Genomic DNA, 26,981 nt, shown 5'->3' on the forward strand with positions numbered 1-26,981 from the left:
TTATTTTTGCTGTTCATATTTAATCGTCGTTAGCATCGCTCGTAAAATTTTTGCTCGAATATGATCCCGTAACGGGAGTTGCAAATCGATAGTTGAGCGATCAACTGCTGCTAATATTATGTTCGCTTCTCGCCTTGAAATTACCTGCTCATCAATTAGTCGATAAACTAAATCTTCTGCCATTATTTGTGATGCCCCACCTTCAATTTGCCTGAGGACATCATCGATTAGATCAATTTGTGAATTCGCGCGGACACGTAAAATTCGAATGTATCCACCACCACCACGTTTGCTTTCAACAAGGTAACCTCGTTCGGCGGTAAATCTTGTATTAATTACATAATTTATTTGTGAGGGCACACACTGAAATTTATCTGCAATTTCACTACGTTTTATTTCAATATGCCCTTCTCCACCTAATTCAAGTACTTGCTTTAAGTAGCCTTCTATGATGTCTGATATATTACGCATTTTAGGAATACACCTCGCTTACTACACTGACTTTGACTATCTTTGACTTTCTTTGAGTATATTATACAAAACGCTTGAAAATAATTGCAATTATTTCGCACACAGAAAAAAAATCCACCGAATGCTTTAGCTATAAGATACCCTTATTGGCAAAAGAAAAAACGCAAGCATATGCAACTAGCATATACTTGCGTCTATAAAAATTATACCCAGCGACCAACAATTGGATAACGCCAAGACTCATCAGATAAAGCCTTCACAATACCGATAATTGGCGCGATAAAATACATAATTCCAAAAACAATTAAGAACGGTATACCAATGAGTAAGAAGCTAAAAATACCCGAAATTGTAAGTAAAACTATCATCACTACTTGGAACAGCAAGGCTTGCACAGAAATGCTCTTTACCTCTTCCTCCGAACTAATTAAGAAAAATAGAATAGGTACGAACCATGGCGCAAAAAATGCACTTGCGTGTATGATTACCTTAGACCATTTAGTTTCCATTTATATCAACCCTTCCATATAATTTTTTTATTTTATGTACTATTTTTTACGGAAATACACCTTAAATAGTTTCAATTTTAAATTGGATTTATAAAATTTTTTTGAAAGGCATGTGATACTCGATGGAATTTAATAACACACTTGCAAATGAATATGAAAAAGGTATTCGTCGCACGCTACCTAGCTACGATGCAATGCTACGTTTAACACAAACCTTTTATCAATTTGCATTACCTGAAAACGCTGAATTTTTAGTAGTTGGCTCCGGAAGCGGTAATGAAATTTTACAGCTCGCCGAAAAAAGACCCCATTGGTCATTTGTTGGTATCGATCCATCAGAAGCGATGCTACAAATTGCTGGCGAACGTTTAAAGTCTCTACCTAATAATATTTCTTTATATCAAGGAACTATACTGGATACTAAGCTACCTTCAGTAAAATTTGATGCGGCAAGCTGTGTACTAGTGCTTCACTTTATACAAGATGATCAAGAGAAGCTTGCAACATTAAAAAAAATAGCAAATAATTTAAAGCTTGGTGCTCCATTTGTGCTCGTCTCAAAATACGGGCAGCCGGGTACTTTAGAAACCGAGCTACAATTTGATTTATGGCGCGCTTATTGGCTACAGCATACAAAGCTATCACCATCAGACGTAGCGGAAATGGAGAAATCCATCCGTTCTCTTTCATTTATGTGTGAAGAGGACATATTAGCACTATTACAGCAGGCAGGCTTTACAAAACCATCTAGATTCTTTGCCACTACTTTATTTGGTGGTTGGATATGTTATAAAGAAAGCGTCTAAAATTATTCCTTGTGAAGATCAATACACCTGTTAGGATAGAATTAAAAGAATTGAGGTGAATGCTGTGATACGCACTATTGGAATTACAAAAGATCAAAAACTTATAAAGGACTTTCCGCTTGAAGATATACACAAAAACGAATTTGAATGGTACTGGGTCGATTTTAATTGTCCGACCGATGAGGAAGAACTATTGTTAGATTCGTTTTTCCATTTCCATCCACTCGCTATAGAAGATTGTTTAATGCGTTTACAGCGGCCAAAGCTCGATTTTTATGATGATTTCCATTTCTTTGTTATTCAAAGGATGAACGAAGAATTAACAGCTGAGGAAGTAAATATTTTTGTTTCTAATAAATTTATTGTTACGTTCCACAAAAATGTAGCACCGGAAATAGATCGAGTACAAATGATGTTAGAAAAACAGCCAAAGAATTGGGAACGTGGCACAGTATATTTAACGTACCAGGTAATCGATAAAATTGTTGATAACTATTTCCCACTTGTCTATAAAATTGAGGATCATTTAAATACACTTGAAGATGAGCTTACCTATCAAAGTAACCCTAATGCCATGAAAATTGTATTTGAATTCCGTAGTGATTTGCTCGATTTAAGACGCACCATCTTACCAATGCGTGATTTATTATATCGCATCCTTAACTCATACCGATTTTCACTTAATAAATCAGAACGAGCTTATTTCGGAGATATTTACGACCATCTGCTAAAACTCACCGAAATGATCGAATCTAACCGCGAGCTCACTGCTGATATGCGTGATAGTTATATGGCGATGAGCTCTACTCGCATGAATGGCATTATGATGACCTTAACAATTGTTTCAACTATCTTTATTCCCCTAACATTTATTGCAGGTGTTTATGGAATGAATTTTGACCATATGCCCGAGTTACATGGGAAGTATAGCTACTTTATCGTACTCGGAATTATGATTTTTATCGCATTATTCATGCTGGCAATCTTTAAACTTAAAGGCTGGTTCAATTTATTTAAAACATAAAAGTAAGCCATTTATTCATTTATCGACAAGCTAAAGGCACCTTAGGTTTTTTCTAAGGTGCCTTTCACTGTTAGTAAGGACCACGATCATCAACTTTATCTTCACCTTGCTGTGGAAATAAAAAGTATGCGAGTACACCAGATACTAATGTTGCACAGATAGTAATTAATAGTTGATCTAAGTCTGGTACCTCAGCATAGTAGTTTCTTAACATGTAAACCGACCCAATTGCTACAATTACCATAACTGGAATGACAAATTTGAAACGTTTCTTCTCCATATAATACCTCCTCAACACTATCGTTACGTTCAAGCTAAACAGTTCGTATTTTACAGGTTTCCTATTTCAAATTCAATTTACCTATTACCTTTTTAGTAGTCTATTTCATGACTTTTAATCGACAATCATCTGTAACTAATAAAAAAAATATAGAAATAAACTAAAATTTCAACCAAATATAGCACAAAAAATAGTAGAATATATTAAATACTATATATTCAGCAAATTAACAACCCAAGTAATTTAATAGGTATTTAGTTTACTATTCTATACATACTACGGACCTAAGGAATGGAGCAAACAACGATGAGTTGGTTTACAAAAAAGAACGATTCTAGCTACTCAATTACACTAGCGCCTGAAAATTATAAGAGCGATGTACAATTGGATGTATCAAAACATCCAAATCTTCAAAAACAGTTACAACTTTTAGATTTAACTATTGAGGATTTAGCCATCATAAAACAACTACAGCCTTTAGCTAAGGATTTAGTTCCTGAAATGGTGGATCAATTTTATGCAGCCATTAGTTTGAGCCAAGATTTGTTAAATATTATAAACAGAACATCACAAATCGAGCGTTTAAAAGTTACTTTACATAAACATTTGAGTGATATTTTTGAAAGTCGTATTAATGACTCTTACATTAATGAACGAAAGGCAATTGCCGAAACTCACGTTCGAATTGGTCTACAATCGAAGTGGTATATCGCCTCATTCCAATCATTAACAACGACCTTTATACGCTTTACAAATGAGTTAGATGTATCAAAACACGATGCAATTCGTGCTATCAATGCCTTCTGCAAAATCATTAACTTCGAGCAGCAGCTTGTAATCGAAGCCTATGAAAAAGAAGAGGAACGCATTCGTACAGTAGAAGGTGAAACAAAGCATGCACTTGTTACTACCATTCAAAAAACGGCAGAGGAACTCAATGAGATTAGTGAAGAAACGGCAGCTTCTTTATTAGTCATTTCCTCTCAAACAGATGATATCGCAGTAGCTACGAAGCAAGGTTTAACCTTCGTTGCTGATACACAGGAAAAATCCAGACGTGGACAGCAGCAGCTGCAAGATCAAAATGATTTAATACAAGTAATTTTACAAAGTGTAAACAGTCTCGAAGTTACGATGAACCAGCTACGCACATCTTCTCAAAAAATATCGGAAATTGTAGGACTGGTCACAGGAATTGCCGATCAAACGAACTTATTAGCACTGAATGCTTCTATCGAGGCAGCCCGTGCAGGTGAGCATGGTAAAGGCTTCGCTGTTGTTGCAGAGGAAGTTCGTAAACTTGCTGAAGAAACAAAAAATGCGGTACAAAATGTTTCTCATCTCATTAAAGAAACTGAAAGTAATATTACAACAATGTCGACTTCGGTTACTAACGTTGATCAAAAGATTCAACATAGTGTAGATACGCAAAACAGTTTATCTAAATCATTTAATGATATCGCAGATGCAGTTTCTGGCATTCAGCAGCAGTATGTAAATACATCCAGAGATATTTCAGCCATCTCTAATTTGATTACTGAATTGTCACAAGGCGCTACACTTGTTTCTTCTTCTTCCGATTCACTTATTAACGTAGTAAATGAATTACAAATGTAAGCACGAAAAAGGGAAACTGACAGCATACGTCAATTTCCCTTTTATTTTTAATGCGGTAACTCGCGTTTTTGTTTACGATGTTCGCGTCTTGCTGGTCCCGTTTCAAACAGACGTTTTTCCGCATCTGTTTCAGGATAAATTGCCGGAACTGGCTTAGGTTTACCTTCATCATCAACTGCAACCATCGTTACAAAGGATTCCGTCGTTAATTTCTCCTCACCAGTTTCAATGTTTCGTGAAATAACTCGAACATAAACTTCCATTGAAGACCGTCCAGTTGACGAAACAATGCTTTCAATTTCTAAAATAGCCCCTACATGTGCTGGCGATAAAAAGTCAACCGAATCGATAGAAGCTGTGACTACATGACCTTTTGCATGCTTCATTGCTGTAATAGCAGCAATTTCATCAATATACGCTAACACTCTTCCACCAAAAATGGAGTTGTGATTATTTGTATCTGGCGGTAATACGAGACGAGTCTGAACAGTACGTGACTGGCTCATCGGTATTGCGTTGTTTGACATAATTCTTGCGACTTCCCTTCATGAATGTTCTTTCGTCATCGTATCGCAGAACAAGAGTCGATGCAAACTAGAACGATTTTTTCATCGTAATTAATTTCATATCTGTCATTTCTTCGATTGCCCACTTAATGCCTTCACGACCGTAACCACTCATTTTTACGCCACCATATGGCATATTATCAACCCTGAAAGTCGGAATATCATTAATCATAACAGCACCTGCCTGTAATTCATCCGCTGCATATAATGCATCTTGTAAAACATTCGTATAAATTCCAGCATTTAAGCCAAGGTCCGACTCATTCACTAGTCGAATAGCGTCGTCTAATGTTTCATATGAAACAATTGAGACGATTGGCGCGAATGTTTCCTGACAAACAATTTTCATATTTGCCGTCACATTCGTCATAACAGTAGGCGTTAAAGTACGTTCCGTAAATTTTCCTCCTGTAGCAACTACCGCCCCTTGTGACTTTGCTTCCTCAATCCATTGACGAATACGCTCAACTTCTTTTGGGTTAATCATTGCACTAACATCAGTATTTGTATCTAGTGGGTCACCTACCACTAATTTCTCTGTCTCAGCAACAAACGCCTTTGTAAATTCATCCATAATAGATGTGTGTACATAAATACGTTGTAAAGAGATACAAACTTGTCCAGCAAAATTAAAGGCACCACCGACACAACGCGAAATAATTTTATCAATTGGTGTCGACGGCTCGACAATTACTGCCGCATTGGAACCAAGTTCTAAAGTAACTTTTCGCAAACCTACTTTTTCTTTAATGCCCAATCCAACCTTACCGCTTCCCGTGAATGTCACCTTTTTAACAAGCGGGTGAGTCACAAGTGTATCACTTAGCTCCCCACCGCTACCTGTAATAATTTGAAGCGCACCATTAGGTAGACCAGCTTGTTGGAAAATTTCCGCCACTACGATAGAACTTAATGGCGTTTGCGTCGCTGGCTTTAATACAACCGTATTTCCAACCGCAAAGGCAGGACCTAATTTATGTGCCACTAAATTAAAGGGAAAATTAAAAGGTGTAATGGCTGAAATTACACCTAGAGGCTCTCGCTTTGTCCAGCCAATACGATCTCCTGCCCCAGGTGCAGCATCCATTGGTACCGTTTCACCCTTTGCTTGCTTAGCTCCCTCTGCAGCAAATTGGTATGTTGCTATTGTACGTTCTATTTCAGTTAAACCTGCTGATATTGGTTTACCTGCCTCTAAAGCTAAAATTTCAGCTAATTCCTCTTTACGCTGGCGCATTATGTCGACCACTTTATACAATATTTCGGCACGTTCGTAGGCTGTTGTCTTTTTAAACGTTTGGAATGCCTCCTGAGCACCTTCGATTGCTCTTTCAACGTCAGAAATTGACGCCTTAGCTACCTTTGCGATAATCTCACCACTATAAGGTGATTTCAATTCATATGTTTCCTTTGTGCTTTGCCACTCGCCATTCATCCAAAGTTTTGTTTCCTTCATCCTTCAAATGCACCTCCAAAATCAAATTCTTCTTTATTTTATCACGAAGAACTTGCTGCTACAGCTGCTGCACTTACTGCTGCGAACATCGCTGCCTGCTGTGCTTGAATTAGCAATTCAATGGATGACATGATTGACATTGATAAGGATTGTTGTACATTCGCCATATCATAAATAGCAATTTGCGTGGCCATAAATAACACAAATTCACGATGCCATTTTAAAAGTTTCATACCCTTTAACTCATGATATAAATCAACAATCTGTTGAAGCTGTGCTTGATTCACTTCAAGGATTGCTAAAAAGCCCAGTAATGGATAATGCATCGCCTTGACCTTTACATCTTGATTTTTTAGTGTGTCACGGATCGTAACAACATTAGGCACTAACTTATTTTCATATTGAGGTGATAAGAAAGTCAGTACTTGTGATAGCCATTGAAGCTCATTACCTGCATTAAAATTATACGTACGCAATTCTTTATAATAACGATTCATTGTTTCTGCACGTAGCTCAACATCATCAGATTGGCTACTTAACAATACTGCATAGGGAATATCATCGTACGACGTTAAAAACCGGTGGTGCTTGCGGATTGCATCAAATAATGCGCGTGCTACCTGTGCATGTGCGCGTTTCTCACTTTCCTCTTCCGTTAAAAACTGTGCACCTATAAAACTAAAATTCCCGCTTCTGAATTTTACCTCTTTCATTATGCTAACGTTCGTCAGTAAATTTTTCACCGCCCGTTCTGTATCCTCTTGATCCATCAAATTTGCAGCAATACTATAACCTACCGTCGTTCTTAACGGAGATGACCATGACGTTTGCTTTTTCATTTCTTGTAATACTTTTTTATATTTAACGGAATCAAAGGGTTTTCCAGATGCCACATATTTGCTAGCGATTGCCAACACAATTTTACGATCAACCGTCCGACCGACAGCCTTTGAGACATCCTCCACCGTACTTGTAAACTGATTTTCTATCATAACAAAGTCCATGTTTAACACGCTCCTTTTTCCATATTTACGTAATATATTATCGAAAAGATTCAGATGTTTTTTAAAAATCAGCACATACTTAAAACCTTCCATACGCTTTTTCCAGAAGAATGAACATAAAAAAAAGCGGCAATATTCTTGCCGCTGTCCTTAAAAGTAAATTTGCTTAATTGCTTGTTCGGTGCACTTAAAATAATCCTAATTCTTTTAATTCCTCTGCGGAAAAGGCTCTTGACCTTGTTAAAAACCTCTTACCTTCAACACCTTCCAGTGAAAACATACCACCTCTACCGTCGACAACGTCCAAGATTATTTGTGTATGCTTCCAATAATCATATTGATTTTTATGCATGTAGAAGGAAGCACCACCAATCTCTCCAAGACAAACATCCTGGTCACCTAATAGTAAGTCTCCCTCTGGATAACACATTGGCGAGGAGCCATCACAGCATCCACCTGATTGATGAAACATAATGGGCCCATGCTTTTCTTTCAATAATTCGATTAGTGCTAGCGCTTCTTCAGTTGCTAAAACACGCATGACCACGCTCATGCACCTCCCTACTAATTAGAAGAAGCCAAGTTTGTTTTCGCTGTAGCTAACTAATAAGTTTTTCGTTTGCTGATAATGCGCTAACATCATCTTATGGTTTTCACGACCAACACCCGACATTTTATAGCCACCGAACGCTGCATGTGCAGGATAAGCATGGTAGCAGTTTGTCCAAACACGCCCAGCTTGAATACCACGACCGAAGCGATAAGCCGTATTCATATCACGCGTCCATACACCTGCACCTAAACCGTATAGTGTGTCATTTGCGATTTCTAATGCTTCCTCTTTTGTTTTAAATGTTGTTACGGCAACAACTGGCCCGAAGATTTCTTCTTGGAAAATACGCATTTTATTATGTCCTTTGAAGACAGTTGGCTTAATGTAGTAACCATTTTCAAAACCTGCTCCTACATTATTTTTCTCTCCTCCAATTAGACATTCTGCACCTTCTTGCTTACCAATATCTAAATAAGAAAGGATTTTTTCCATTTGCTCACTCGAAGCCTGCGCTCCCATCATCGTATTCGGATCAAGTGGATTCCCAACTTTAATCGCTTCAACACGTTGTAGGACGCGTTCCATAAATTTATCATAAATAGACTCTTGAATTATTGCACGAGAAGGACATGTACATACTTCACCTTGATTTAGGGCGAATAATACAAAGCCTTCAACTGCTTTATCTAAAAAGGCATCGTCTTCATCCATAATATCTTCAAAGAATATATTTGGTGACTTGCCGCCCAATTCTAATGTAACTGGAATAAGATTTTGTGAAGCATATTGCATAATTAAGCGACCTGTCGTAGTTTCACCAGTAAAGGCAATTTTGCCAATCCGTGGGTTCGATGCTAATGGTTTTCCTGCTTCTAAACCAAAGCCATTCACAACATTAAGTACGCCCGATGGTAATAAATCTTCTATTAATTCAACGAACACCATTATCGAAGCTGGCGTTTGCTCTGCAGGTTTCAACACTACACAGTTTCCAGCTGCAAGTGCAGGTGCTAGCTTCCAAACGGCCATTAATAACGGGAAATTCCAAGGGATAATTTGACCTACTACCCCAATTGGCTCATGGAAATGATAAGCGACTGTATCATTATCGATTTGGCTTACCGCGCCTTCTTGTGCACGTAAAGCCCCCGCAAAATAACGGAAATGATCAATCGCAAGAGGGATATCTGCATTTAATGTCTCACGTACCGCTTTTCCGTTATCCCATGTTTCGGCAACGGCTAGCTTTTCTAAGTTTTGCTCTATGCGGTCCGCAATTTTAAGTAAAATGTTTGCACGCTCTGTTGGAGATGTTTTGCCCCATTCTTCTTTTGCGGCATGTGCTGCATCAACTGCAAGTTCAATATCCTCAGCAGTAGAACGAGCTAATTGTGTAAAAACTTGTCCAGTAACAGGTGTAACATTATCAAAGTATTGTCCTTTCACTGGAGGTGTCCATTCCCCACCAATGTAATTTTCATATTTCTCTTTGAATTGAACTACCGATCCTTCAGTGTTTGGAAATGCATAAACCATTTTACTTCTCCCCTTTACACAAAATAATGAGAAAATAATCTACAAAAATCATCATTTTCATCGAAAAAACGATATTTTCATAGATACCCTCTTACTCAATATATTGTCAGAAACGAAGAATAATTTCAACTTTTTAAAATTTTATTGAATTAATACTGAAATCTATTCTTGAACCGATTATTCCTCGGCATAATAGCCTCTGGAATCGGCTTTGTGATTAGGCTTGCAAAGTAGCTTATATTTGCTAGAAAAGCTTCTAGGATTCACGGTTCGACCAACTATAATGTATACTTAAAAATAATATAAATGTATAGGAGAACAGTATGCGAATTAATAAATATTTAAGTGAAACAGGCATTGTATCTCGTCGAGGCGCAGATAAATGGATAGCAGAAGGTAAAGTTACGATTAATGGTGAGCTTGCTACAGTCGGCAGTCAGGTTGAGGCTGGTGATATGGTTTGCGTTGATGGAAAAGAGGTGAAAAAAGAAGAACAGCTCGTTTATATTGCCTTAAACAAACCAGTAGGAATTACAAGCACAACTGAACGTCATATAAAAGGAAATGTCGTTGAATTTGTCAATCATCCTCTTCGTATTTTCCATATCGGACGACTAGATAAAGAGTCAGAAGGGCTATTATTATTGACTAACGATGGGGACATCGTCAATAAGATTTTACGTGCAGAAAACCATCACGAAAAAGAATATATCGTGCAAGTCGATAAACCTATTACAGAGCAATTTATAAAGAAAATGGGCGCTGGTGTAGATATTTTAGATACTACAACCCTGCCTTGTCATGTTGAAAAAATATCTGATAAAGTCTTTAAAATCATTTTAGAGCAAGGCTTAAACCGTCAAATACGTCGTATGTGTTCAGCGCTTGGCTACTCCGTTAAACGTCTACAACGCATTCGTATTATGAATATAAAGCTTGGCAATTTAAAAGTTGGACAGTGGCGCGATTTAACAGACAAAGAACGAACAGAACTATTCAAACTACTTAAATACACACCAAAATAAAGCCATTTAAGGGGATGTGGGAAATCAACCCCTCGTTTTGCCGAAGAGTCATACCTTATTAATTTGACACCTTAATTTCATTAATATAATCATTTTTCAATAGCATAAGCCGTCTCAAATGATTTTGAGACGGCTACTTTTCTTCTATTCTTGAATTGTCGTGTAAGCCATTTTTCGAATAACTTCCTCGTGCTGTGGATAGTCAGCTAATAACTCATCTTGTGTAAATAATTCGAAATCTTCAAAGTCAAAGCCAGGTGCAACCATACAGCCTACTAAACTAAATGTATTTGCATCCTCTACGGATGAGCCAAATATAGTATTTTTCGGTACTGCAATTTGTGGTACTTCTCCTGCCTCTACATTTAAGCCAAGCTTCTTCGCCTCATATGTACCATCTGGGAAAATCATATGGACAGTTAGTGGGCTGCCAGCATGATAATACCAAAGCTCGTCCGATTTCAAACGATGCAAATGCGATATATCCTGTGAACGTAGTAAGAAATAAATACTCGTATAAATTGGTCTCTGTATATCTCTTACAGTCATATCATCCGATGCCCGAAACGAGGATATATAGTACCCGCCTTCAGGATGCTCTGCTAAATTTAAATTTTCAATAAAATATTGTGCTGAATACTTCATAAAACATCACTCCTTTCTTCCACATTACCAAATAATAAAAGATGAAAGCTACTCCTATTTTGTCACTTTGATAAGTGGTATCCGTCGTTTAGACCTTTTTTTCCGTCGCTTTGATTGTTCTATCCGTCGCTCTGGACCCGCTTTCCGTCATTTCGATTGTTCTATCCGTCGCTTTGGCACCGCTTTCCGTCGCCTCACTCCTCCGTTTATACGAAAAAAGGCGTCTCAGAAATTGAGACGCCTTCTCCCTCTATAAACCACCTAAATAAGCGGCCTTTACTTGGTCACTCTCTTGAAGCTCTTTTGCAGTACCTGATAATACAATACGTCCCGTTTCAAGTACGTACGCACGATGCGCTACTGATAATGCCATATTCGCATTTTGCTCAACAAGCAATACAGTTGTGCCCTCTTTGTTGACTTGCTCAATAATATTGAAAATATTTTTTACCATGAGTGGCGCAAGTCCCATTGAAGGTTCATCCATTAATAACAATTTCGGTTTTGCCATTAATGCTCGCCCCATCGCTAACATCTGCTGCTCACCGCCGGATAATGTACCTGATTGCTGTTTCCGACGTTCGAAAAGACGTGGGAATAGTTCAAACACATGATCCATATCTTTTTTGATGCCAGCCTTATCGTTGCGAAGATATGCGCCTAGCTCTAAGTTTTCCTCAACGGACATATTGGCAAAAACGCGACGCCCCTCTGGAACATGTGAAATACCTGATTTTACTATTGTCTGTGCAGCCTTCCCTGCGATAGAGAAGCCTTCATATTCAATGATGCCACCCTTTGGTTTTAATAGGCCCGACAATGTTTTTAATAATGTGCTTTTACCAGCACCATTTGCACCGATTAACGTTACGATTTCACCCTCATTTACTTCTAAAGAGAGGCCCTTTAATGCTTGAATATTACCATAAAATACATCTATATTTTGTACTTTTAGCATTAGCTGATAACCTCCTCACCAAGGTACGCTTCAATTACCTTTGAATTGTTGCGAATTTCTTCTGGTGTCCCATCTGCGATTAGTTGACCGTGATCGAGTACATATATACGTTCACATATCCCCATAACTAAGCTCATATCATGCTCAATTAGAAGAATGGTTAAGCCAAACTCTTTACGAATAAACGCTATTAATTCCATTAAATCTTGCGTTTCCTGCGGGTTCATCCCTGCTGCTGGCTCATCCAATAAAAGTAGCTTAGGGTTTGCAGCTAAGGCACGAGCAATTTCTAATCGGCGCTGCATCCCATAAGGTAAATTTTTCGCAAGCTCATCCTTATAAACATCTAGACCAAAGATTTTTAGAAACTCAATAGATTGATGCTCCATTTCTGCCTCACCTTTAAAATGATTCGGCAAGCGGAAAATGGAAGACCACATAGAATGCTTTGCAAGCGAATGGTTCGCTACCTTAACATTATCTAAAACAGATAGCTCCTTAAATAAACGAATATTTTGGAACGTACGGCTAATACCTTTTTGTGTTACTTGATATGGTGCAAGCCCGTTCAACTTTAAACCACCAAATGTAATCGTGCCTTCAGTTGGCTTATACACTCCGGTAAGCATGTTAAAACTTGTTGTTTTACCAGCACCATTAGGTCCTATAAGACCTACTAGTTCTCCTTGATCTAGGTACATATTAACGCCCTGTACCGCCTTTAAACCACCGAATTGAATGCCCATGTTTTCAACATTGATAAGAAGGTTTCCAGTCATTATTTTGTACCTCCTTTTTTACCAAACTTAAATAAATCCGTAACTTCCTTTGTTCCCATCAATCCTGTTGGACGGTACAGCATTACTACGATTAATACTAAACTGTAAATAATCATCCGTGTTTCCGGGAAGTTTGCTAGATATGCTGAGACTACTGTTAAGAAAATAGCTGCGATGACAGATCCAGAAAGACTTCCTAAGCCACCAAGGACTACAAAGATTAAAATATCAAATGATTTTAAGAACCCGAAAGTTGTCGGTTGGATAATGTAAAAGTTATGTGCAAAAATGGCCCCTGCAAGGCCGGCGAAGAAGGAACCTATCGCAAAAGCTACAACTTTATAATAGGTTGTATTAATACCCATTGCATCTGCCGCAATTTCGTCCTCACGAATCGATATACATGCGCGTCCATGACGTGAATTCGTAAAGTTTGAGATAACTAAAATTGTTAGAACAACACCTATGAACGCATAAGACCAGTTTGATAAATATAGAACCTGCATCCCTGCCGCGCCACCAACATAGTCCGTATTTAAAAAGATAATACGTATAATTTCCGCAAAACCAAGCGTGGCAATTGCTAAATAGTCACCCTTTAAACGTAATGTCGGAATACCTACGATTAAACCTGCTACCGCTGCTGCTAATGCCCCTAAGAAAATAGCTAATGGGAACGGAAGCAATAGCTTAGTTGTAATAATTGCAGAAACATATGCTCCAACTGCTAAGAAGCCGGCATGCCCAATCGAGAATTGACCAGTAATCCCAATGACAATATGCAAACTGACCGCAAGCATGATGTTAATACACATTGTGATCAGCATATTTTGATAGTAAATATCGAGAATGTTTGTTGAAATAAGGATTTGAACAACTGCATAGATGACTAGCGCTAATACGGCATAGCCCCAGAATACTTTAGACTTTTTCATCATTACCGCTCACCTACACTTTCTCACGGGCATTTTTACCAAAGATACCCGATGGTCTGAAGATTAAAATTAAAATTAAAATAACGAATGCCGCTGCATCGCGCCATAAAGAGAAACCAAGTGCACTTACTAATGATTCCACTACACCTAACAACATACCGCCAACCATAGCACCTGGAATAATCCCAATACCACCAAGTACCGCGGCGATAAACGCTTTAACCCCTGGAATAACACCCATTAATGGATCTATTTTCGTATAGTAAACACCAAAGATAACACCTGCTGCACCAGCTAGAGCAGAACCAATCGCGAATGTTGCTGAAATTGTATTATCTACGTTAATACCCATTAAACGTGCTGCATCTGCATCATGAGAAACTGCACGCATCGCTTTCCCGATTTTAGTTTTATGTACGATGAATTGTAAAAGAATCATCAGTACAATTGCTACAGATAAAATTAATATTGATGTACTACCGATTTGAACCCCGAAAACATCAAATGATTTATTTGTAATAACTTCTGGGTATGCCGCCGGTTGCGCCCCTCTGAAGTAGATCGTTGTATATTCAATTAGTAGCGATACACCTATTGCCGTAATTAAAGCTGCAATACGTGTGGCATTTCGTAAACGCTTATAAGCAATACGTTCAATTAAAACACCAAAGATTGCACAGACCACCATCGCCAATAATAGTGCTGGGAAGAAGCCAAGCTCCCATTTAGCAATTGCGTAAAAGCCAATAAATGACCCAATCATGAAAACATCGCCGTGGGCAAAGTTGATCAGCTTAATAATCCCGTATACCATCGTATACCCTAGCGCTATTAATGCGTAAATACTACCTAGTGAAATACCATTCACAAGCTGCTGTATCCATTCCATGAGCGTTCACCCCTTTTATTTTTTGAAAAATGCAAAAATAGAATTTATACTACATGTTATTATTGAAAATAGAGTAAATTGTGTCGTCTTTAAAAAATTTTTTTCATGGTCTATCTAGCAATCTCGCTTTAGAGAAATTGCGTCCGGATTTTGAACACTGTAAAGGAACTATATCCTCATTCATCTCACTACCTTTAATAGCGAGAGCCTTCATTAAATGAAGATAAAACATAAAAAGGAAGGCGTGTTTACCCGCCTCCCCTTGCCAAGAAAACATTAAGGATTAACTTTAGAGTTGAACACTTGTTTACCGTCTTTAAATTCAAGAACTGTTGCTGTTTTAATTGGGTTATGGTTTTCGTCAACTGAGAAAGTACCTGTTACTAAAGAAAGATCTTTTGTATCAGCTAAAGCATTTTTAATAGCTTCCCCATCCGTAGAGCCTGCTCGTTTAATAGCATCCGCAATGTAGTAAATTGTGTCATAGCCAAGTGCATTGAATGCATCTGGTGCTTTGTCACTGTTCGCTGCTTTAAATGCCTTTACGAAATCTTGGATCTTTTGATCTGGATCTTCTGCAGAATAGTGGTTTGTGATGTACGTGTTATTCAGTGCTTTCCCACCAGCTAGTTCTACTAAAGTAGGTGAATCCCAACCATCAGCCCCCATCAGTGGAACATCGATACCCATTTCACGCGCTTGTTTAACAATTAAACCAACCTCTTCATAGTATCCTGGGATAAAAATAAAGTCTGGTTTAGCTGCTTTAATATTTGTTAATTGTGTACGGAAGTCAGCATCCTTAGCGACATACGCTTCTTCTTCTACAACTTTCCCACCATTTTTAGTGATTGTATCTTTAAATGATTTTGCTAAACCTTTTGCATAGTCAGACGCGTTATCCGCGAAAATAGCTACATTTTTAGCTTTCAATTCACCCGAAGCGAAGTTCGCTGCTACAATCCCTTGGAATGGGTCAATGAAACAAGTACGGAATGCATACTCGTTAACGCTATCATCATCATTAACTGTAATGTTAGGAGCAGTACCTGAACCTGTAACGATCGGGATTTTATTGCTGTTTGCGATTTGAACAGTAGCAACTGTATTACCAGAAGTTGCTGGAGCTAGCATTGCTACTACTTTATCTTGTGTTGCTAGTTTAAGAGCTGCTGCAGTAGCCTCTGAGTTTTCAGATTTGTTATCTACTTTAATAAGCTCAATTTTTTTACCGTCGATTCCGCCCTTATCATTAATTTCTTTAACTGCTAGGTCTGCACCTACACCAATCGAAGAACCATAAGAAGCTACGTTCCCTGAAAGCTCTAAGTTTGCACCGATTTTAATAGTATCACCGTCAGAAGAACCACCACCTGATGATGACCCTCCTCCCGAACTTGAACTATCTCCGCCACCACATCCAGCAAGAACTCCTGCAAGTAGTGAAGATGCAACTAGAAGTGAGCCAAACTTTTTAAGCTTTTTGTTCTCTCTCATAATTTTATTCCCCCTAGAATTTTCTCAAATATTAGATATTTCAGATAATTATAAACAATTAATAGCATTTGCTCAATAACAAAAATAGCCAAAATTATAATTTATAACTATCTATCTTTAAGTGAATCAAAATATTATTCATTTAGGACTTTTACATTGTAAAACATTCCTTATATTTAGTCTAGAGTGATTTTTCTGTATAATTAGTAATTTTCGAATTATCTATTAATTTATTATGAATATTCATACAAACCTATCATTTCTGATTATTTTTTTCGATAAAGTCTCGTAAAAAGAAGTCATAAATTGCATGATCTAGAGTATCAGGCATTAAAATGGTTGTATGTAAATGAAATCACTAATAACTATTTATTACCTAGGAAATAAAGAGAAGTAGAGGGAGTAATCATCGGTCGTTTGCTTTTAGTCGCTAAACCTTCATCAATTATGCCTTGGCATAATTGTGCCCGGAATCGGAAAGAAGTAAAAAAACTTAAAGCTGGATTATTGCTCAGCTCTAAGCTTTTTTTAGTGCAAACACACAGAGGCGTTCGTTAATATTTGTTTCATTTTCAAGATGGACCTCATGGATTAATTCAAAAGGTGTCCCATGATGTAAAAACTGCAAATAATCATATGGTGGGTAGTATAAAATAATATGAATTTCGCGCATATGCAGTTCATAAGACTTCCAAATATTATGAATAACTGTACGGAAAATATTGATTGAAAACGGATTAAAGAAAAAGAAAACCGTGCCGCATGGTTGTATAGCATAGTCTTCCGCTATTGAATGAATAAAGGAAATCGGAGCTTGAGCACTCTTCTTTTGAAGATAGCTCTTTTTATTATTCTCAGCTTCTGCATAAAAACCTGCATCCATTTCTACCCCAATTGTAGGAATATGAAATTTATCATGTACATAAATAGGGACTCTCCCTTTTCCACATCCCATATCGATAAACACTGGATGATCAGGCATTTCATACTCCGAAAATAATTGTTCTAAGCCAACATACGGTGTTGGTTCATAGCGATGGTAATGAGCTAGTTTAGGGAAGCCGTATTGTTCGCCCACCGTGTTAATATGTAAATATTTATCAAATTGATGTTCATTCATACTATTACTCCTAAAAAAGAATGATTAATTTTACCACGATAAAAAGGAAAAACCATACCCAAAAGTTTTGGATATGGTTTTTTTTAACGACCTCTTCGGTTAAATTTTAAAACAAAGAGCAGTGCAACTATTAACAACGCAAAACAAACAATCGCTGTAAGAACTGTATTTTTATCGATAACGGTTCCTTGCTTTAGTTGCTCATCGCCTTGGTTCGGCCACATAGGTCCTCCATTTTGGTCAGGTCGTTGCATTGGGCCACCACCATTTGGTCTTTCTCCCTTATTATCGCCATTTTGATTAAACGGAGGAGCTTGTGAAGGATCAAAATCCTCTGGCATTTGATTCGGATCAAAGTCATCTGGTCTTTGCATCGGAATGTTCATGTCACCCATTTCGCCTGGATTAGGCATTGCCATATTCCCTTGTGTTGTTGCTTCCACAACAAGTTCCCCTGACAGCTGCTTTAAAATAGATTCGGAGCGCTGCTTTGCAAATTCAGGGAGACTCTTTTCCCCTTCTATCGCTTCTATAAATTGTTCTGTTGTAGAGAATTTCGTAGGGTCTGCTTCCACATACGTTGTTAAAAGCAATGCTAATTTTTTGGTAATGTTGTGTACGTTATCTTCTGTTAAGTAATTAGTCACTATCTCTTCTAAATAGTCTTCATATTTAGCACGATACTCTTCATTGGAAAGTAAGGCGTTCAATAGCGGCCGCTCCTCTAAAGTTGTGCCAGATACAGGTGTAGTCACACTAAAGTTAATAGCGCTATCTTCCATCAAATCCCCAGACAATCCAAATCCCATATTGAGTCCACCCTGATTCCGGTCAGCATTTGGCTGTTGCTGTTGACCATTATTCGGAGGCTTCATTTCGGATTTATCATTTATCTGTGCATCATTAGGTGCTTTTATATCGGCATTGTCTTGGATTTTATTGTTGCCACCCATTCTACCACCAACACCAAAGCCGCCAAACGACATATTAAAATCCCATGGTATAATCGAAAACATACCATTTTCCTCATACAAATAGTAATTGTGTTTCATAGTTCCCTGATAACTATCAAGATTTACGAGTGCTGTGTTCATAGCAAAGTAACGCAGCATCTCATCGACATCAATATATTTTTCGATATTACCGCCATTATTAATGGCTTCAATCATTTCAATGAATTTTGATTCATCGACATTGCCTTCGTTCGTTTTTAAGCCAATTCCCGTATAATCAGCAATATCATCACTAATATATTTTAAATCACTGCCTGTCCCATCTGGCTTAAACAAAAATCCATCATTAGAGCCGTAGTTATTTGCCAGGAATGTTTCATCCACCGCTTCTACCCCTAAAAATAAACCTCGATCCTTACCATTCACTGTGACATACATATATGAATGAGCGGGTGTAGGTAATCCCATTTGTTCCATGAGCTCATAAGAAACATATTCTCGCATTAATGTTGTATCACTGAAATTATTGTTTAAATTTAATTTTTTCAAGCCATATAAACTTTGTGTATCATCGTAATAATCGAAATCTATTTTTAAGCTATATCGATCCGAGTCGCTATTTACAATCGAGTTCAGTGATGAACTTCCTTTTGTACGAATAGCTACATTCTCTATTCTCTTGCCATTTACCGTGATATTAGCTTGCTTCAACTCCTTATCTGCTGCACTTTCTAGCATGTCTGTCCAATCTTCCTCGGCTATTTCAATATCTAATGTTGTTACTTTATTTTTATTAAACACAATAGTCTCATAGGAAAACTCGGTATTTTTCGTTTCAATGCCCGCGTTTGGAAGCACAGCAAATACAACAACAAAGAGGAGTAGCAGAATTGCCATACAAATATAGACAACCCGTGTTTTAATCATCATCTGCACCTCTCTTCATAGTAGAAAACTCCTCCAGAGTGGTTACTAAGCAGTGAAATTACCATCATAACTAAGCATTACTGCTGATTTTACTCCAGGTACTTTTGTAAGATTGTCCATCAATTTTGTATTATTTTGTTTAACACGAACTTCATAGGTTGTTTCAATTTCAACATCCGACATAATGGATTTTGATTTTAAAGCGAATTTTTTAGACTGTGCCGCAATAATACGCTCTACTTCCTCACAAGCATAATCTTCTTCAAATTTCACAATTAATAGATATGGATTTTCCACAGTAATTTTGTTTACAAACACTAGTAATACAAGACCAATTAAAACTGCGCCAATAATAACAAGTGGAATAAATCCTGCACCACAAAGAATCCCCGAAACTATTGCCCAGAAAATATAGACTAAATCCATAGGATCTTTAATAGGTGTACGGAAACGCACGATTGATAGCGCACCAACCATACCTAGCGATAACAGCACATTTGAACTTATTCCCATAATCACTAGTGCTGTTGCCATTGTCATAATGAGCAGCGAAATATTGAAGGAATGTGAGTAAATCACTCCGTTAAAGGTTTTCTTGTAAACGGCGTAAATAAACAGCCCCACAAAGAACGCTACAACTAACCCTAAAATTGAATCTATTAATGAAAATGATGCTGTTTTCTCTAAAAAGCTGGATTTAAAAATATCGTTAAATTTTATAGTATCCATTGTTTAATTCTCCTTTATACGTACATACGACTAAGCTGATATTTCGAATATGCTTCAGCACGTGTATCTACTGATTGTAATAAGTACTTAATAATATCTGGCAAGTACTCATCATATTTCACTTCTAAAATAACTAAGTTTGGCTCAAGTACATCAACCATCGGCAGTTTCGGATGAAACATATCTGTATTACGTAAGCTCGATTGTACTTTACTATCAAATGTGACACGCACATTTCCAAAGGGATAGATGTAAGCCTCTCGCTCGTAATCAACAACTGTCATCGGTTTCAATTGGTAATACTTCATTTCCTGATATAAATCTTGTATTAACGCTCGTTTGTCTTTCTCCATCCAAGCGATATCCCCAACGCGCATTTGTTCAAATTCCTTTTGAGATATGGCACACTTCGTTTTAAACGTTAAATTATTACGTTTACTTTTCCGCTCCAAATTTATAATCTCTGTGGACTTACCATAAATTCGTACTCGATATTTATCTCGATTGATAAAGCCCTCTTTTTTCTCATTTAGGACCTTGTTTGCAAAATTATCGAAGTATGTGCTGCGAATTAAATACTTACCATTCATCCCAGCATGCTTGTCTAACTGCATCACATGCCGAAGTTTAGTTTTTAATAATGCATAGTCCGGATAGGAGATGGCTTGTTTAATCTCCTTTCGACCGTTAGGGTTAAACGAAGTAAGAGTTGGCATATAGTTCACTCCTTACATTTTTTCAATTTTGTATTGCTCTTGCTTTTCAGCTAACCAAGACGCATACTCTTCATTTATGCGCTCCTCAAGCACCGTTGCATAAACTTCATCTTTTAGATCCTCGAATACTGCCTCTTCTGTCGGTACTTTATCGGTTACTTTAATAATGTGATAGCCTTCTGATGTTTGTACGATGTCGCTGATGCTACCCTTTTCAAGGCCAAACGCTACTTCCTCAAACTGCTCCTCCATTTGTCCTCGGCTAATATAGCCTATTTCCCCGCCAGCCTCATTCGTTGTTGTATCAATTGAATAAGTTTTTGCTAAATCTGCAAAATCCTCACCGGCTTTTATTTTTGCTAGCACGTCTTTTGCTGTTGCTTCATCCTCCAATAAAATATGACTGGCTACGACCTCTTCCTTTTGTCCATAGCTTTCCTTATTGTCTTCAAAATATTGAGCTACTTCCTCATCTGATATGTCAATGCTTGTAGCAATAACATTTTTTGTAAGTTGATACATGCGAATATTATCCTTCACACTTTGCTCTGTCAGTCCATTTTCCTCTAGTGCCGCTTGTAAGGATTCCTCTCCGCCATACGACTCCGCTAACTCTTCATACTCTTCTTGAATACTGTCCTCAGATACAGAAACACCCTCTTTTTTCGCCTCTAGCTCAACTATTTTATTGGTAATTATTGTTTCTAGTACCTCTGTACCGTATTGTTCACGCAATGCGTCATCTAATTCTGTTTGTAATATCTTTTCACCATCAACCTTCGCCACATAATCGTTACTCTCACCACATCCAGCTAGTAGCATTAATAATGAAGCAGGTAAGGCAATCATTCGGAAAAACCTTTTGTTTGCGGCCATCCTTGATCCCGTCCTTTCTTTTGGTTTCTCGTTTACAATGCCTACTATAAAGGTCTAATGTGTCAGTCAGATGTCAGCTTTAACATTTCCTTCAAAATTTTTTACAAAGAAAAAGCTACTACGCCTTTTAGAGCGTAATAGCTTTTTTTAGTGTTATTTCAAAGCATGTTCCTGATGAATTACTGTCAATTAAGCGTAAATCACCACCTATAGATTGCGCCATCATTTTACTAAGTGATAATCCTAAGCCTAACCCACGGACCGCATATTTTTTATTTTCGCCTCTATAAAAACGCTCAAAGATAAATGCTTGATCTTCTTGAGGAATACCGTATCCAGTGTCCCTTACAGTAATTGATACAGCATCCTCTTTTTCCATAAGCTTTACGGTAACGATCCCTTCTTGCATGGCCTGCTTTGCATTCGTCAATAAATTTGTAACGATTTGCTGTATTCTTACAACATCCGCGTGTACATCAGCAGATTCTGTAAGGAGATCCGTTTGTATCTTAACATTTTCATTATCCTGCATGACTTCCCATTGTGCTACAGCATCACGTACTAATTGATTAACACTTACTGTTTCAAGCTTTACTGGAATTGCATCTACCGCAAAATGATTGTAAGCTAGCAAATCACCGACCATCGTTTTCATTTTCGTCGTTTCTACTAGCGCCATTTGAATAAATTCACTAGCGTCTTGACCTGTAACGACTCCATCTTTCACTGCCTGCAATAATCCACTAATTGACGTAACTGGTGTTTTTAGCTCGTGGGTGACGCCTGCTAATAGTTCCGTTCGAGTCTTTTCTAATTGTTCTAGCTTATTCGCCATTTCCTTAAAAGAACTAACGAGCTCATAAATTTCTTCTTCCTTAATATTTTGAGGCAAATCAAATGTATAGTTTCCTTCTTGCACTTGCTTTGCGGCTTCGGCAACTTGTTTTATTGGATACGCTAAACGTTTTGATAAAAAATAAATAGCACCCCAACCTAATACAGCAAGTGCTCCAATTAATAATGCCAGTTGTCCATATGCTTGGTTAACCTTCGTTAAATTGTCCTTTTTCTCTAAGACAAGCACCCAGCCAACTACCTTTTTGTCCTTTTCAAGTTTTCGTTTTACGACATATTGAGCTAACTCTCGTCCCTCACTCGTTAAAGTTATCTTCTTTGTCCCTTCTTCACTATCCAGTAAGTTGGCAACATTTTTTTCACTCCCCGGAGGCATCGGTCGATTGCTGCTTACTATATTGCCTGCCGTATCTACAACATATAAAACGGGATCAATTTCTCGCATAGTAGATCGCTCACGGTTACTAATAAACCCTGGAATCCCCCCCATAGGTCCATTATTTTGTCCAGAAGTATCTGTTAGGCGAAATACAGTCTCGTCTGCTATAAATTCCATCATCTCTAGTCGATTTTGAAACGTCGTATGTCGAATCCATGCCGCAGAAATAAAAGAGATAATTGCTAGACCTACAAAGAGCGTTAGTAAATAGCGGCTTGTCCAATAGTTGCGTAAAGATACTCGCTTATTTTTTGTGAACACTTAGCTGATACCCCAATCCACGTAGTGTCTTTATTTCTCCCTCTTCCTCATCCCACTCCTTAAGTACCTTTCTGAGTCGCTTCACAGCTAAATCCACCGCTCTATCGCTACCTTCATACTCCCATCCCCAAACTTGATCGATCAGTTGATCACGTGTAAATGTTTGATTTGGGTGTTCTGCCAAAAATAAGAGCACAGATAAATCTCTAGGCGTTAAAATAATTTCTTCTCCTTTAAGTAGCACTCGGTGGCCTTTCATATCAATCTCTAGCTCACCAAAGCGTTTTATTTCTGAAGATCTATAACTTCCTTCAGCACGTCTTAAAACTGCCTTTACTCTTGCTACTACCTCATCAGCTATAAATGGCTTTGCAATATAATCGTCTGCCCCTTGATCAAAACCCTCTAATCGATTATTTACATCGCCTAATGCCGTTAGCATGATCACTGGACAAGAGCTACATTCTCTAATTTCCTTTAAAATGAACCAACCATTTTTTTCTGGTAACATAATATCGAGTAATACTAAATCAGGCTGCGCCTTTTGAAACATATCCGATGCCTGTCCACCATTAAAACATTGCACAACATCAAAGCCTACTTTTTTCAAATATGCCTTCAATACTTGACTTATTGCATATTCGTCTTCTACTACTAATATTTTTGCCATGTCCTTCACCTCGTTACCAGCTCATTCGTATTTTCATTATATCATCGGATTATGTCAGTTAAATGTCAGGAGCTAGTGCGTCTGTTCATTCTTATAGCGAAGTATATTTCCATGTATGGTTCCAACACTTCAAATATCGAGCTATTTACAATTTAAATCTATTGACAATGTCTTCCTAAGCCAATTATCATTGATTGCGAATGATAATCATTGATAATTCATTCGTATAGTAGATTTTTTTAACTAAAAATGATTAGGGGGGAAAAACATGATTATTGTTACAAATCGTATTCAAGTCAAACCCGGCTTTGCTGCAAAAATGGCACCGAACTTTACAAAACCAGGTCCTCTACAACAGTTTGAAGGCTTCCATAAAGTAGAGGTACTAGTTTCAACTGATGATCCGACTTATGACGAAATGAGCGTCAATATGTACTGGGAGACAAAGGAGCATTTCCAAGCTTGGCGTAATAGCGATGCATTCGCTGCGGCACATCACCGTCCTGGACAAAGCTCTGAGGGTGGAAAACCTGAAAACAGTCCAATGATCGGTAGCAAAATAGTTATAGCTGAATTAGCTTCTTCAATTGAAGCATTACGCTAACTTTTAACTTTTTCAGCAGGTGTTCAAACTCCTGTACCTGTCGCTACGCTTTCGGTACGTGTCGGCCCTCGTGCAGGCCTAAGCACAAAGCCGATTCCGGACCCAATTATGCCGAGGCATAATTGATTTTATATCTCCTATCCTCACTATTTCCGAGGAAGCGGGATAATAACTAACATATCTTCTGATTCTATCTAAAAAAACCTGCATTTTTAAAAATGCAGGTTTTTTAATACTTTATCGCATGAAAATAACTAAAACATATCCAAGTATTGATAAACAAACAGAACCGATCAGTCCGGCAATAAACGCCTTTACACCTAATTGTTTAAAGGTTTTTATGTCTACATTTAAACCTAGTCCGGCCATTGCCATCCCGATTAAAATATAAGCGGTATTTACAAATGTTTGCGCTACATTAGCTGGTACGATCCCTAACGAATTAATAGCACTCATCGCTAAAAACCCGAGAATAAACCATGGAATGATTGACAGTGAAAATCCTTCCTTTTCCTGCTTCTTGTCCATTCTCCGATATAAAATACCGATGACAATGGCTACTGGTACAAGCAATGCGACACGTGTTAGCTTAACAATAACCGCCATATCAATTGCTTCATTCCCACCAGCAGAGGCTGCTGCAATAACATGAGCAATTTCATGTAAAGTGCCTCCCGCAAAAATACCATATTCAGTAGGGGTTAAATTAAATACTGAGTATAACACCGTATAGACTAATGTGAATACAGTCCCTAATAATGCAACAATCGCTGCGCCCACTGCTGTCTCTTTTTCATTTGCTTTAATTTGAGGAGCAATAGCGACAACGGCTGCAGCTCCACAAATAGCTGTGCCACAAGCTGTTAATATACCGAGTTTCTTATCGACATGAAATACCTTCGTTAAGCCATATACAACAAGTAAAGCAAATACTAGATTAATAAACGCAATAAGGAAGACACTCGCTCCAGCATTGTAAATATCCATTAAATTCAAACGCATACCTAATAAAATAATGCCGATGCGTAATAATTTTTTACTTGAAAATGTGATGCCTGTTTGCCAAGTATCCTGCACTTTAAAGGCTGCTCTCCAAGCCATACCTAATATAATGGCAATGACAAGCTGCCCTAATATTGAGAAGAACGGAAATGTCGAAATATACTTCGCCACTAAGGCAATAATGAGTGTCAACAATATCCCCTTCATAAACGCAGGGGTCAGGAAACTTTTTAACCTACGTTGTCCATTATCCATATTGTTCACTTCTTTCATCCTTGATGATTATTACTTTATTAGAAAGTTAATCATTAGTAAAATACATATATATAATGGCAATTATTAATATTTCTAATGATAGGAGTGACGATATGCAGTATGATGCTTTAAAAACATTTATCACACTGGTGGAAGTCAATAATTTTACGAAAGCCTCCGAAATACTTCATATTTCACAGCCGAGTGTCAGTTTACACATTAAAAACTTAGAACGAGAATTTCAAACGACCTTGTTTATCCGTTCACCAAAATCTGTACAAATCACCCCAACTGGAGAAATTTTATATAAACGAGCTAAACAGATGCTGGCAATTGCGGAAGCAGCAAAGGAAGATATTTTAACCTATCATCATGAAATCCAAGGGACACTTGTGGTTGGGGCTAGTTTTACAATTGGCGAATATATTTTGCCTCCTATCATAGCTAGCCTACAACAGCAATTCCCCCAGTTAGAGCTTCAAGTTATTATTGGCAATACGAAAGAAATCATTCAATATACAAAATTGTTACAAGTCGATATCGGTCTTATTGAAGGACAGGCACACGACCATGAACTTATTATTCATCCGTTTATGCAAGATGAATTATTTATTGTCAGTGCGAGTAATCACCCTCTTGCAAAGGTACCAACTATTACGGTTGCGGACTTACAGCAGCAAAATTGGGTTGCACGTGAAGATGGCTCTGGCACACGTTATTACTTAGATCATTTATTTAGAGCAAACGGGCTCCAAGTACGTTCACTTCTTACTATTAGTAGTAATCAAGGTGTGAAAGAAAGCGTGATTCAAGGGCTCGGACTTTCATTACTGTCCGCTAGTGTCATTGAGCGTGAATTAAAAAATAACGATATAAAAATCTTACCTCTCGAGGATCAACATTTTACACGAACATTTTCTTATTTGTACTCACCTACAATGAAAAACAAACGCAATGTTGACACTCTTATAGAGGCACTATTAAAAAAAGCTTAAATATATAAATCTTCGGCAAAACAAGGGGT

Annotated in this window: 28 protein-coding genes; 6 read left to right on the forward strand and 22 right to left on the reverse strand. The window is 37.7% G+C overall.

The genetic code is table 11. The features are described from left to right. Both ACFTQ7_RS11815 and ACFTQ7_RS11820 read right to left on the reverse strand, forming a co-directional pair. Nucleotides 1–471: a CtsR family transcriptional regulator gene (locus ACFTQ7_RS11815; RefSeq protein WP_349660245.1), complete on the reverse strand. Its 471-nt coding sequence runs from the start codon at nucleotides 469–471 to the stop codon at nucleotides 1–3. 203 nt (nucleotides 472–674) lie between these two features. Continuing rightward, nucleotides 675–980, reverse strand: coding sequence for a magnetosome magnetite crystal formation protein family (locus ACFTQ7_RS11820; protein ID WP_386828875.1), 306 nt, complete (start codon nucleotides 978–980; stop codon nucleotides 675–677). 122 nt (nucleotides 981–1,102) lie between these two features. On the opposite strand from ACFTQ7_RS11820, the gene ACFTQ7_RS11825 reads away from it, so the two are divergent. Together ACFTQ7_RS11825 and corA are read left to right on the forward strand one after the other, a co-directional pair. Continuing rightward, nucleotides 1,103–1,786 (forward strand): class I SAM-dependent methyltransferase, encoded by a 684-nt coding sequence (locus tag ACFTQ7_RS11825; protein WP_386828877.1) that lies wholly within the window; start codon nucleotides 1,103–1,105, stop codon nucleotides 1,784–1,786. 64 nt (nucleotides 1,787–1,850) lie between these two features. Beyond that, nucleotides 1,851–2,810, forward strand: coding sequence for a magnesium/cobalt transporter CorA (gene corA, locus ACFTQ7_RS11830; RefSeq protein ID WP_349660243.1), 960 nt, complete (start codon nucleotides 1,851–1,853; stop codon nucleotides 2,808–2,810). 70 nt (nucleotides 2,811–2,880) lie between these two features. On the opposite strand, the gene ACFTQ7_RS11835 is transcribed toward corA, so the two are convergent. Beyond that, the gene (locus ACFTQ7_RS11835; protein WP_079562400.1) at nucleotides 2,881–3,090 is read right to left on the reverse strand and encodes a hypothetical protein; all 210 of its coding nucleotides are present in this window, start codon (nucleotides 3,088–3,090) and stop codon (nucleotides 2,881–2,883) included. 306 nt (nucleotides 3,091–3,396) lie between these two features. Between ACFTQ7_RS11835 and ACFTQ7_RS11840 the strand changes: the two genes are divergently transcribed. Further along, nucleotides 3,397–4,707: a protoglobin domain-containing protein gene (locus ACFTQ7_RS11840; protein WP_386828878.1), complete on the forward strand. Its 1,311-nt coding sequence runs from the start codon at nucleotides 3,397–3,399 to the stop codon at nucleotides 4,705–4,707. 47 nt (nucleotides 4,708–4,754) lie between these two features. On the opposite strand, the gene ACFTQ7_RS11845 is transcribed toward ACFTQ7_RS11840, so the two are convergent. The 5 genes from ACFTQ7_RS11845 to adh form a co-directional block, all read right to left on the reverse strand. After that, on the reverse strand, nucleotides 4,755–5,234 hold the full coding sequence (locus tag ACFTQ7_RS11845; protein WP_079562402.1) for an acyl-CoA thioesterase: 480 nt from the start codon (nucleotides 5,232–5,234) through the stop codon (nucleotides 4,755–4,757). A 67-nt stretch (nucleotides 5,235–5,301) separates the two neighbouring features. Next, the gene (locus ACFTQ7_RS11850; RefSeq protein ID WP_386828880.1) at nucleotides 5,302–6,729 is read right to left on the reverse strand and encodes an aldehyde dehydrogenase family protein; all 1,428 of its coding nucleotides are present in this window, start codon (nucleotides 6,727–6,729) and stop codon (nucleotides 5,302–5,304) included. Nucleotides 6,730–6,770: 41 nt separating this feature from the next. Further along, a complete protein-coding gene (locus ACFTQ7_RS11855) occupies nucleotides 6,771–7,733 on the reverse strand; it encodes a DUF4003 family protein (protein WP_386828881.1) in 963 nt (320 codons plus the stop codon). 187 nt (nucleotides 7,734–7,920) lie between these two features. Further along, nucleotides 7,921–8,280: a DUF779 domain-containing protein gene (locus tag ACFTQ7_RS11860; RefSeq protein WP_386828883.1), complete on the reverse strand. Its 360-nt coding sequence runs from the start codon at nucleotides 8,278–8,280 to the stop codon at nucleotides 7,921–7,923. Between the two features lie 21 nt (nucleotides 8,281–8,301). Further along, on the reverse strand, nucleotides 8,302–9,822 hold the full coding sequence (gene adh, locus ACFTQ7_RS11865) for an aldehyde dehydrogenase (RefSeq protein WP_197142579.1): 1,521 nt from the start codon (nucleotides 9,820–9,822) through the stop codon (nucleotides 8,302–8,304). A 323-nt stretch (nucleotides 9,823–10,145) separates the two neighbouring features. Between adh and rluF the strand changes: the two genes are divergently transcribed. Next, nucleotides 10,146–10,847, forward strand: coding sequence for a 23S rRNA pseudouridine(2604) synthase RluF (rluF, locus tag ACFTQ7_RS11870; protein ID WP_386828885.1), 702 nt, complete (start codon nucleotides 10,146–10,148; stop codon nucleotides 10,845–10,847). Between the two features lie 144 nt (nucleotides 10,848–10,991). Here rluF and ACFTQ7_RS11875 read toward each other — a convergent pair whose 3' ends face one another. The 13 genes from ACFTQ7_RS11875 to ACFTQ7_RS11935 form a co-directional block, all read right to left on the reverse strand. Then, entirely contained in the window at nucleotides 10,992–11,492 is a 501-nt protein-coding gene (locus ACFTQ7_RS11875) for a cupin domain-containing protein (protein ID WP_386828887.1), read from the reverse strand. Nucleotides 11,493–11,742: 250 nt separating this feature from the next. Next, complete coding sequence (locus tag ACFTQ7_RS11880) at nucleotides 11,743–12,450, reverse strand: ABC transporter ATP-binding protein (protein WP_349660235.1); 708 nt, start codon at nucleotides 12,448–12,450, stop codon at nucleotides 11,743–11,745. Continuing rightward, nucleotides 12,450–13,229, reverse strand: a complete 780-nt coding sequence (locus tag ACFTQ7_RS11885; RefSeq protein WP_386828889.1) for an ABC transporter ATP-binding protein — start codon at nucleotides 13,227–13,229, stop codon at nucleotides 12,450–12,452. Before ACFTQ7_RS11885 ends, ACFTQ7_RS11880 begins: the two co-directional genes overlap by 1 nt. After that, nucleotides 13,229–14,164: a branched-chain amino acid ABC transporter permease gene (locus tag ACFTQ7_RS11890; RefSeq protein ID WP_079562454.1), complete on the reverse strand. Its 936-nt coding sequence runs from the start codon at nucleotides 14,162–14,164 to the stop codon at nucleotides 13,229–13,231. The genes ACFTQ7_RS11885 and ACFTQ7_RS11890 overlap by 1 nt, the downstream gene beginning before the upstream one ends. Nucleotides 14,165–14,177: 13 nt before the next feature. After that, nucleotides 14,178–15,053 carry a branched-chain amino acid ABC transporter permease gene (locus tag ACFTQ7_RS11895; protein WP_386828891.1) on the reverse strand — a complete coding sequence of 292 codons (876 nt, stop codon included), beginning with the start codon at nucleotides 15,051–15,053 and terminating at the stop codon, nucleotides 14,178–14,180. 276 nt (nucleotides 15,054–15,329) lie between these two features. Continuing rightward, nucleotides 15,330–16,550: an ABC transporter substrate-binding protein gene (locus ACFTQ7_RS11900; protein WP_386828893.1), complete on the reverse strand. Its 1,221-nt coding sequence runs from the start codon at nucleotides 16,548–16,550 to the stop codon at nucleotides 15,330–15,332. 517 nt (nucleotides 16,551–17,067) lie between these two features. Further along, nucleotides 17,068–17,670: a class I SAM-dependent methyltransferase gene (locus ACFTQ7_RS11905; protein WP_386828895.1), complete on the reverse strand. Its 603-nt coding sequence runs from the start codon at nucleotides 17,668–17,670 to the stop codon at nucleotides 17,068–17,070. Between the two features lie 83 nt (nucleotides 17,671–17,753). Then, nucleotides 17,754–19,553, reverse strand: a complete 1,800-nt coding sequence (locus ACFTQ7_RS11910) for a CotH kinase family protein (RefSeq protein ID WP_386828897.1) — start codon at nucleotides 19,551–19,553, stop codon at nucleotides 17,754–17,756. A 42-nt stretch (nucleotides 19,554–19,595) separates the two neighbouring features. After that, entirely contained in the window at nucleotides 19,596–20,279 is a 684-nt protein-coding gene (locus ACFTQ7_RS11915; RefSeq protein WP_386828899.1) for a DUF4956 domain-containing protein, read from the reverse strand. A gap of 14 nt (nucleotides 20,280–20,293) precedes the next feature. Then, nucleotides 20,294–20,995: a polyphosphate polymerase domain-containing protein gene (locus tag ACFTQ7_RS11920; RefSeq protein ID WP_386828901.1), complete on the reverse strand. Its 702-nt coding sequence runs from the start codon at nucleotides 20,993–20,995 to the stop codon at nucleotides 20,294–20,296. A 12-nt stretch (nucleotides 20,996–21,007) separates the two neighbouring features. Further along, nucleotides 21,008–21,871, reverse strand: a complete 864-nt coding sequence (locus ACFTQ7_RS11925; protein ID WP_386828903.1) for a peptidylprolyl isomerase — start codon at nucleotides 21,869–21,871, stop codon at nucleotides 21,008–21,010. A 127-nt stretch (nucleotides 21,872–21,998) separates the two neighbouring features. Beyond that, on the reverse strand, nucleotides 21,999–23,426 hold the full coding sequence (locus ACFTQ7_RS11930; protein ID WP_386828905.1) for a HAMP domain-containing sensor histidine kinase: 1,428 nt from the start codon (nucleotides 23,424–23,426) through the stop codon (nucleotides 21,999–22,001). Beyond that, nucleotides 23,410–24,096 carry a response regulator gene (locus ACFTQ7_RS11935; RefSeq protein ID WP_386828906.1) on the reverse strand — a complete coding sequence of 229 codons (687 nt, stop codon included), beginning with the start codon at nucleotides 24,094–24,096 and terminating at the stop codon, nucleotides 23,410–23,412. The genes ACFTQ7_RS11930 and ACFTQ7_RS11935 overlap by 17 nt, the downstream gene beginning before the upstream one ends. 268 nt (nucleotides 24,097–24,364) lie before the next feature. Between ACFTQ7_RS11935 and ACFTQ7_RS11940 the strand changes: the two genes are divergently transcribed. Further along, entirely contained in the window at nucleotides 24,365–24,700 is a 336-nt protein-coding gene (locus ACFTQ7_RS11940) for a heme oxygenase (RefSeq protein ID WP_197142608.1), read from the forward strand. A gap of 237 nt (nucleotides 24,701–24,937) precedes the next feature. Here ACFTQ7_RS11940 and ACFTQ7_RS11945 read toward each other — a convergent pair whose 3' ends face one another. After that, nucleotides 24,938–25,957, reverse strand: coding sequence for a YeiH family protein (locus tag ACFTQ7_RS11945; protein WP_386829012.1), 1,020 nt, complete (start codon nucleotides 25,955–25,957; stop codon nucleotides 24,938–24,940). Between the two features lie 113 nt (nucleotides 25,958–26,070). Between ACFTQ7_RS11945 and ACFTQ7_RS11950 the strand changes: the two genes are divergently transcribed. Next, nucleotides 26,071–26,952: a LysR family transcriptional regulator gene (locus ACFTQ7_RS11950; RefSeq protein WP_349660223.1), complete on the forward strand. Its 882-nt coding sequence runs from the start codon at nucleotides 26,071–26,073 to the stop codon at nucleotides 26,950–26,952. Nucleotides 26,953–26,981 lie beyond the last annotated feature (29 nt).

It is taken from the genome of Lysinibacillus sp. NPDC056959 (assembly GCF_042674095.1).
GTDB classification, from domain to species: Bacteria; Bacillota; Bacilli; order Bacillales_A; family Planococcaceae; genus Lysinibacillus; species Lysinibacillus zambalensis.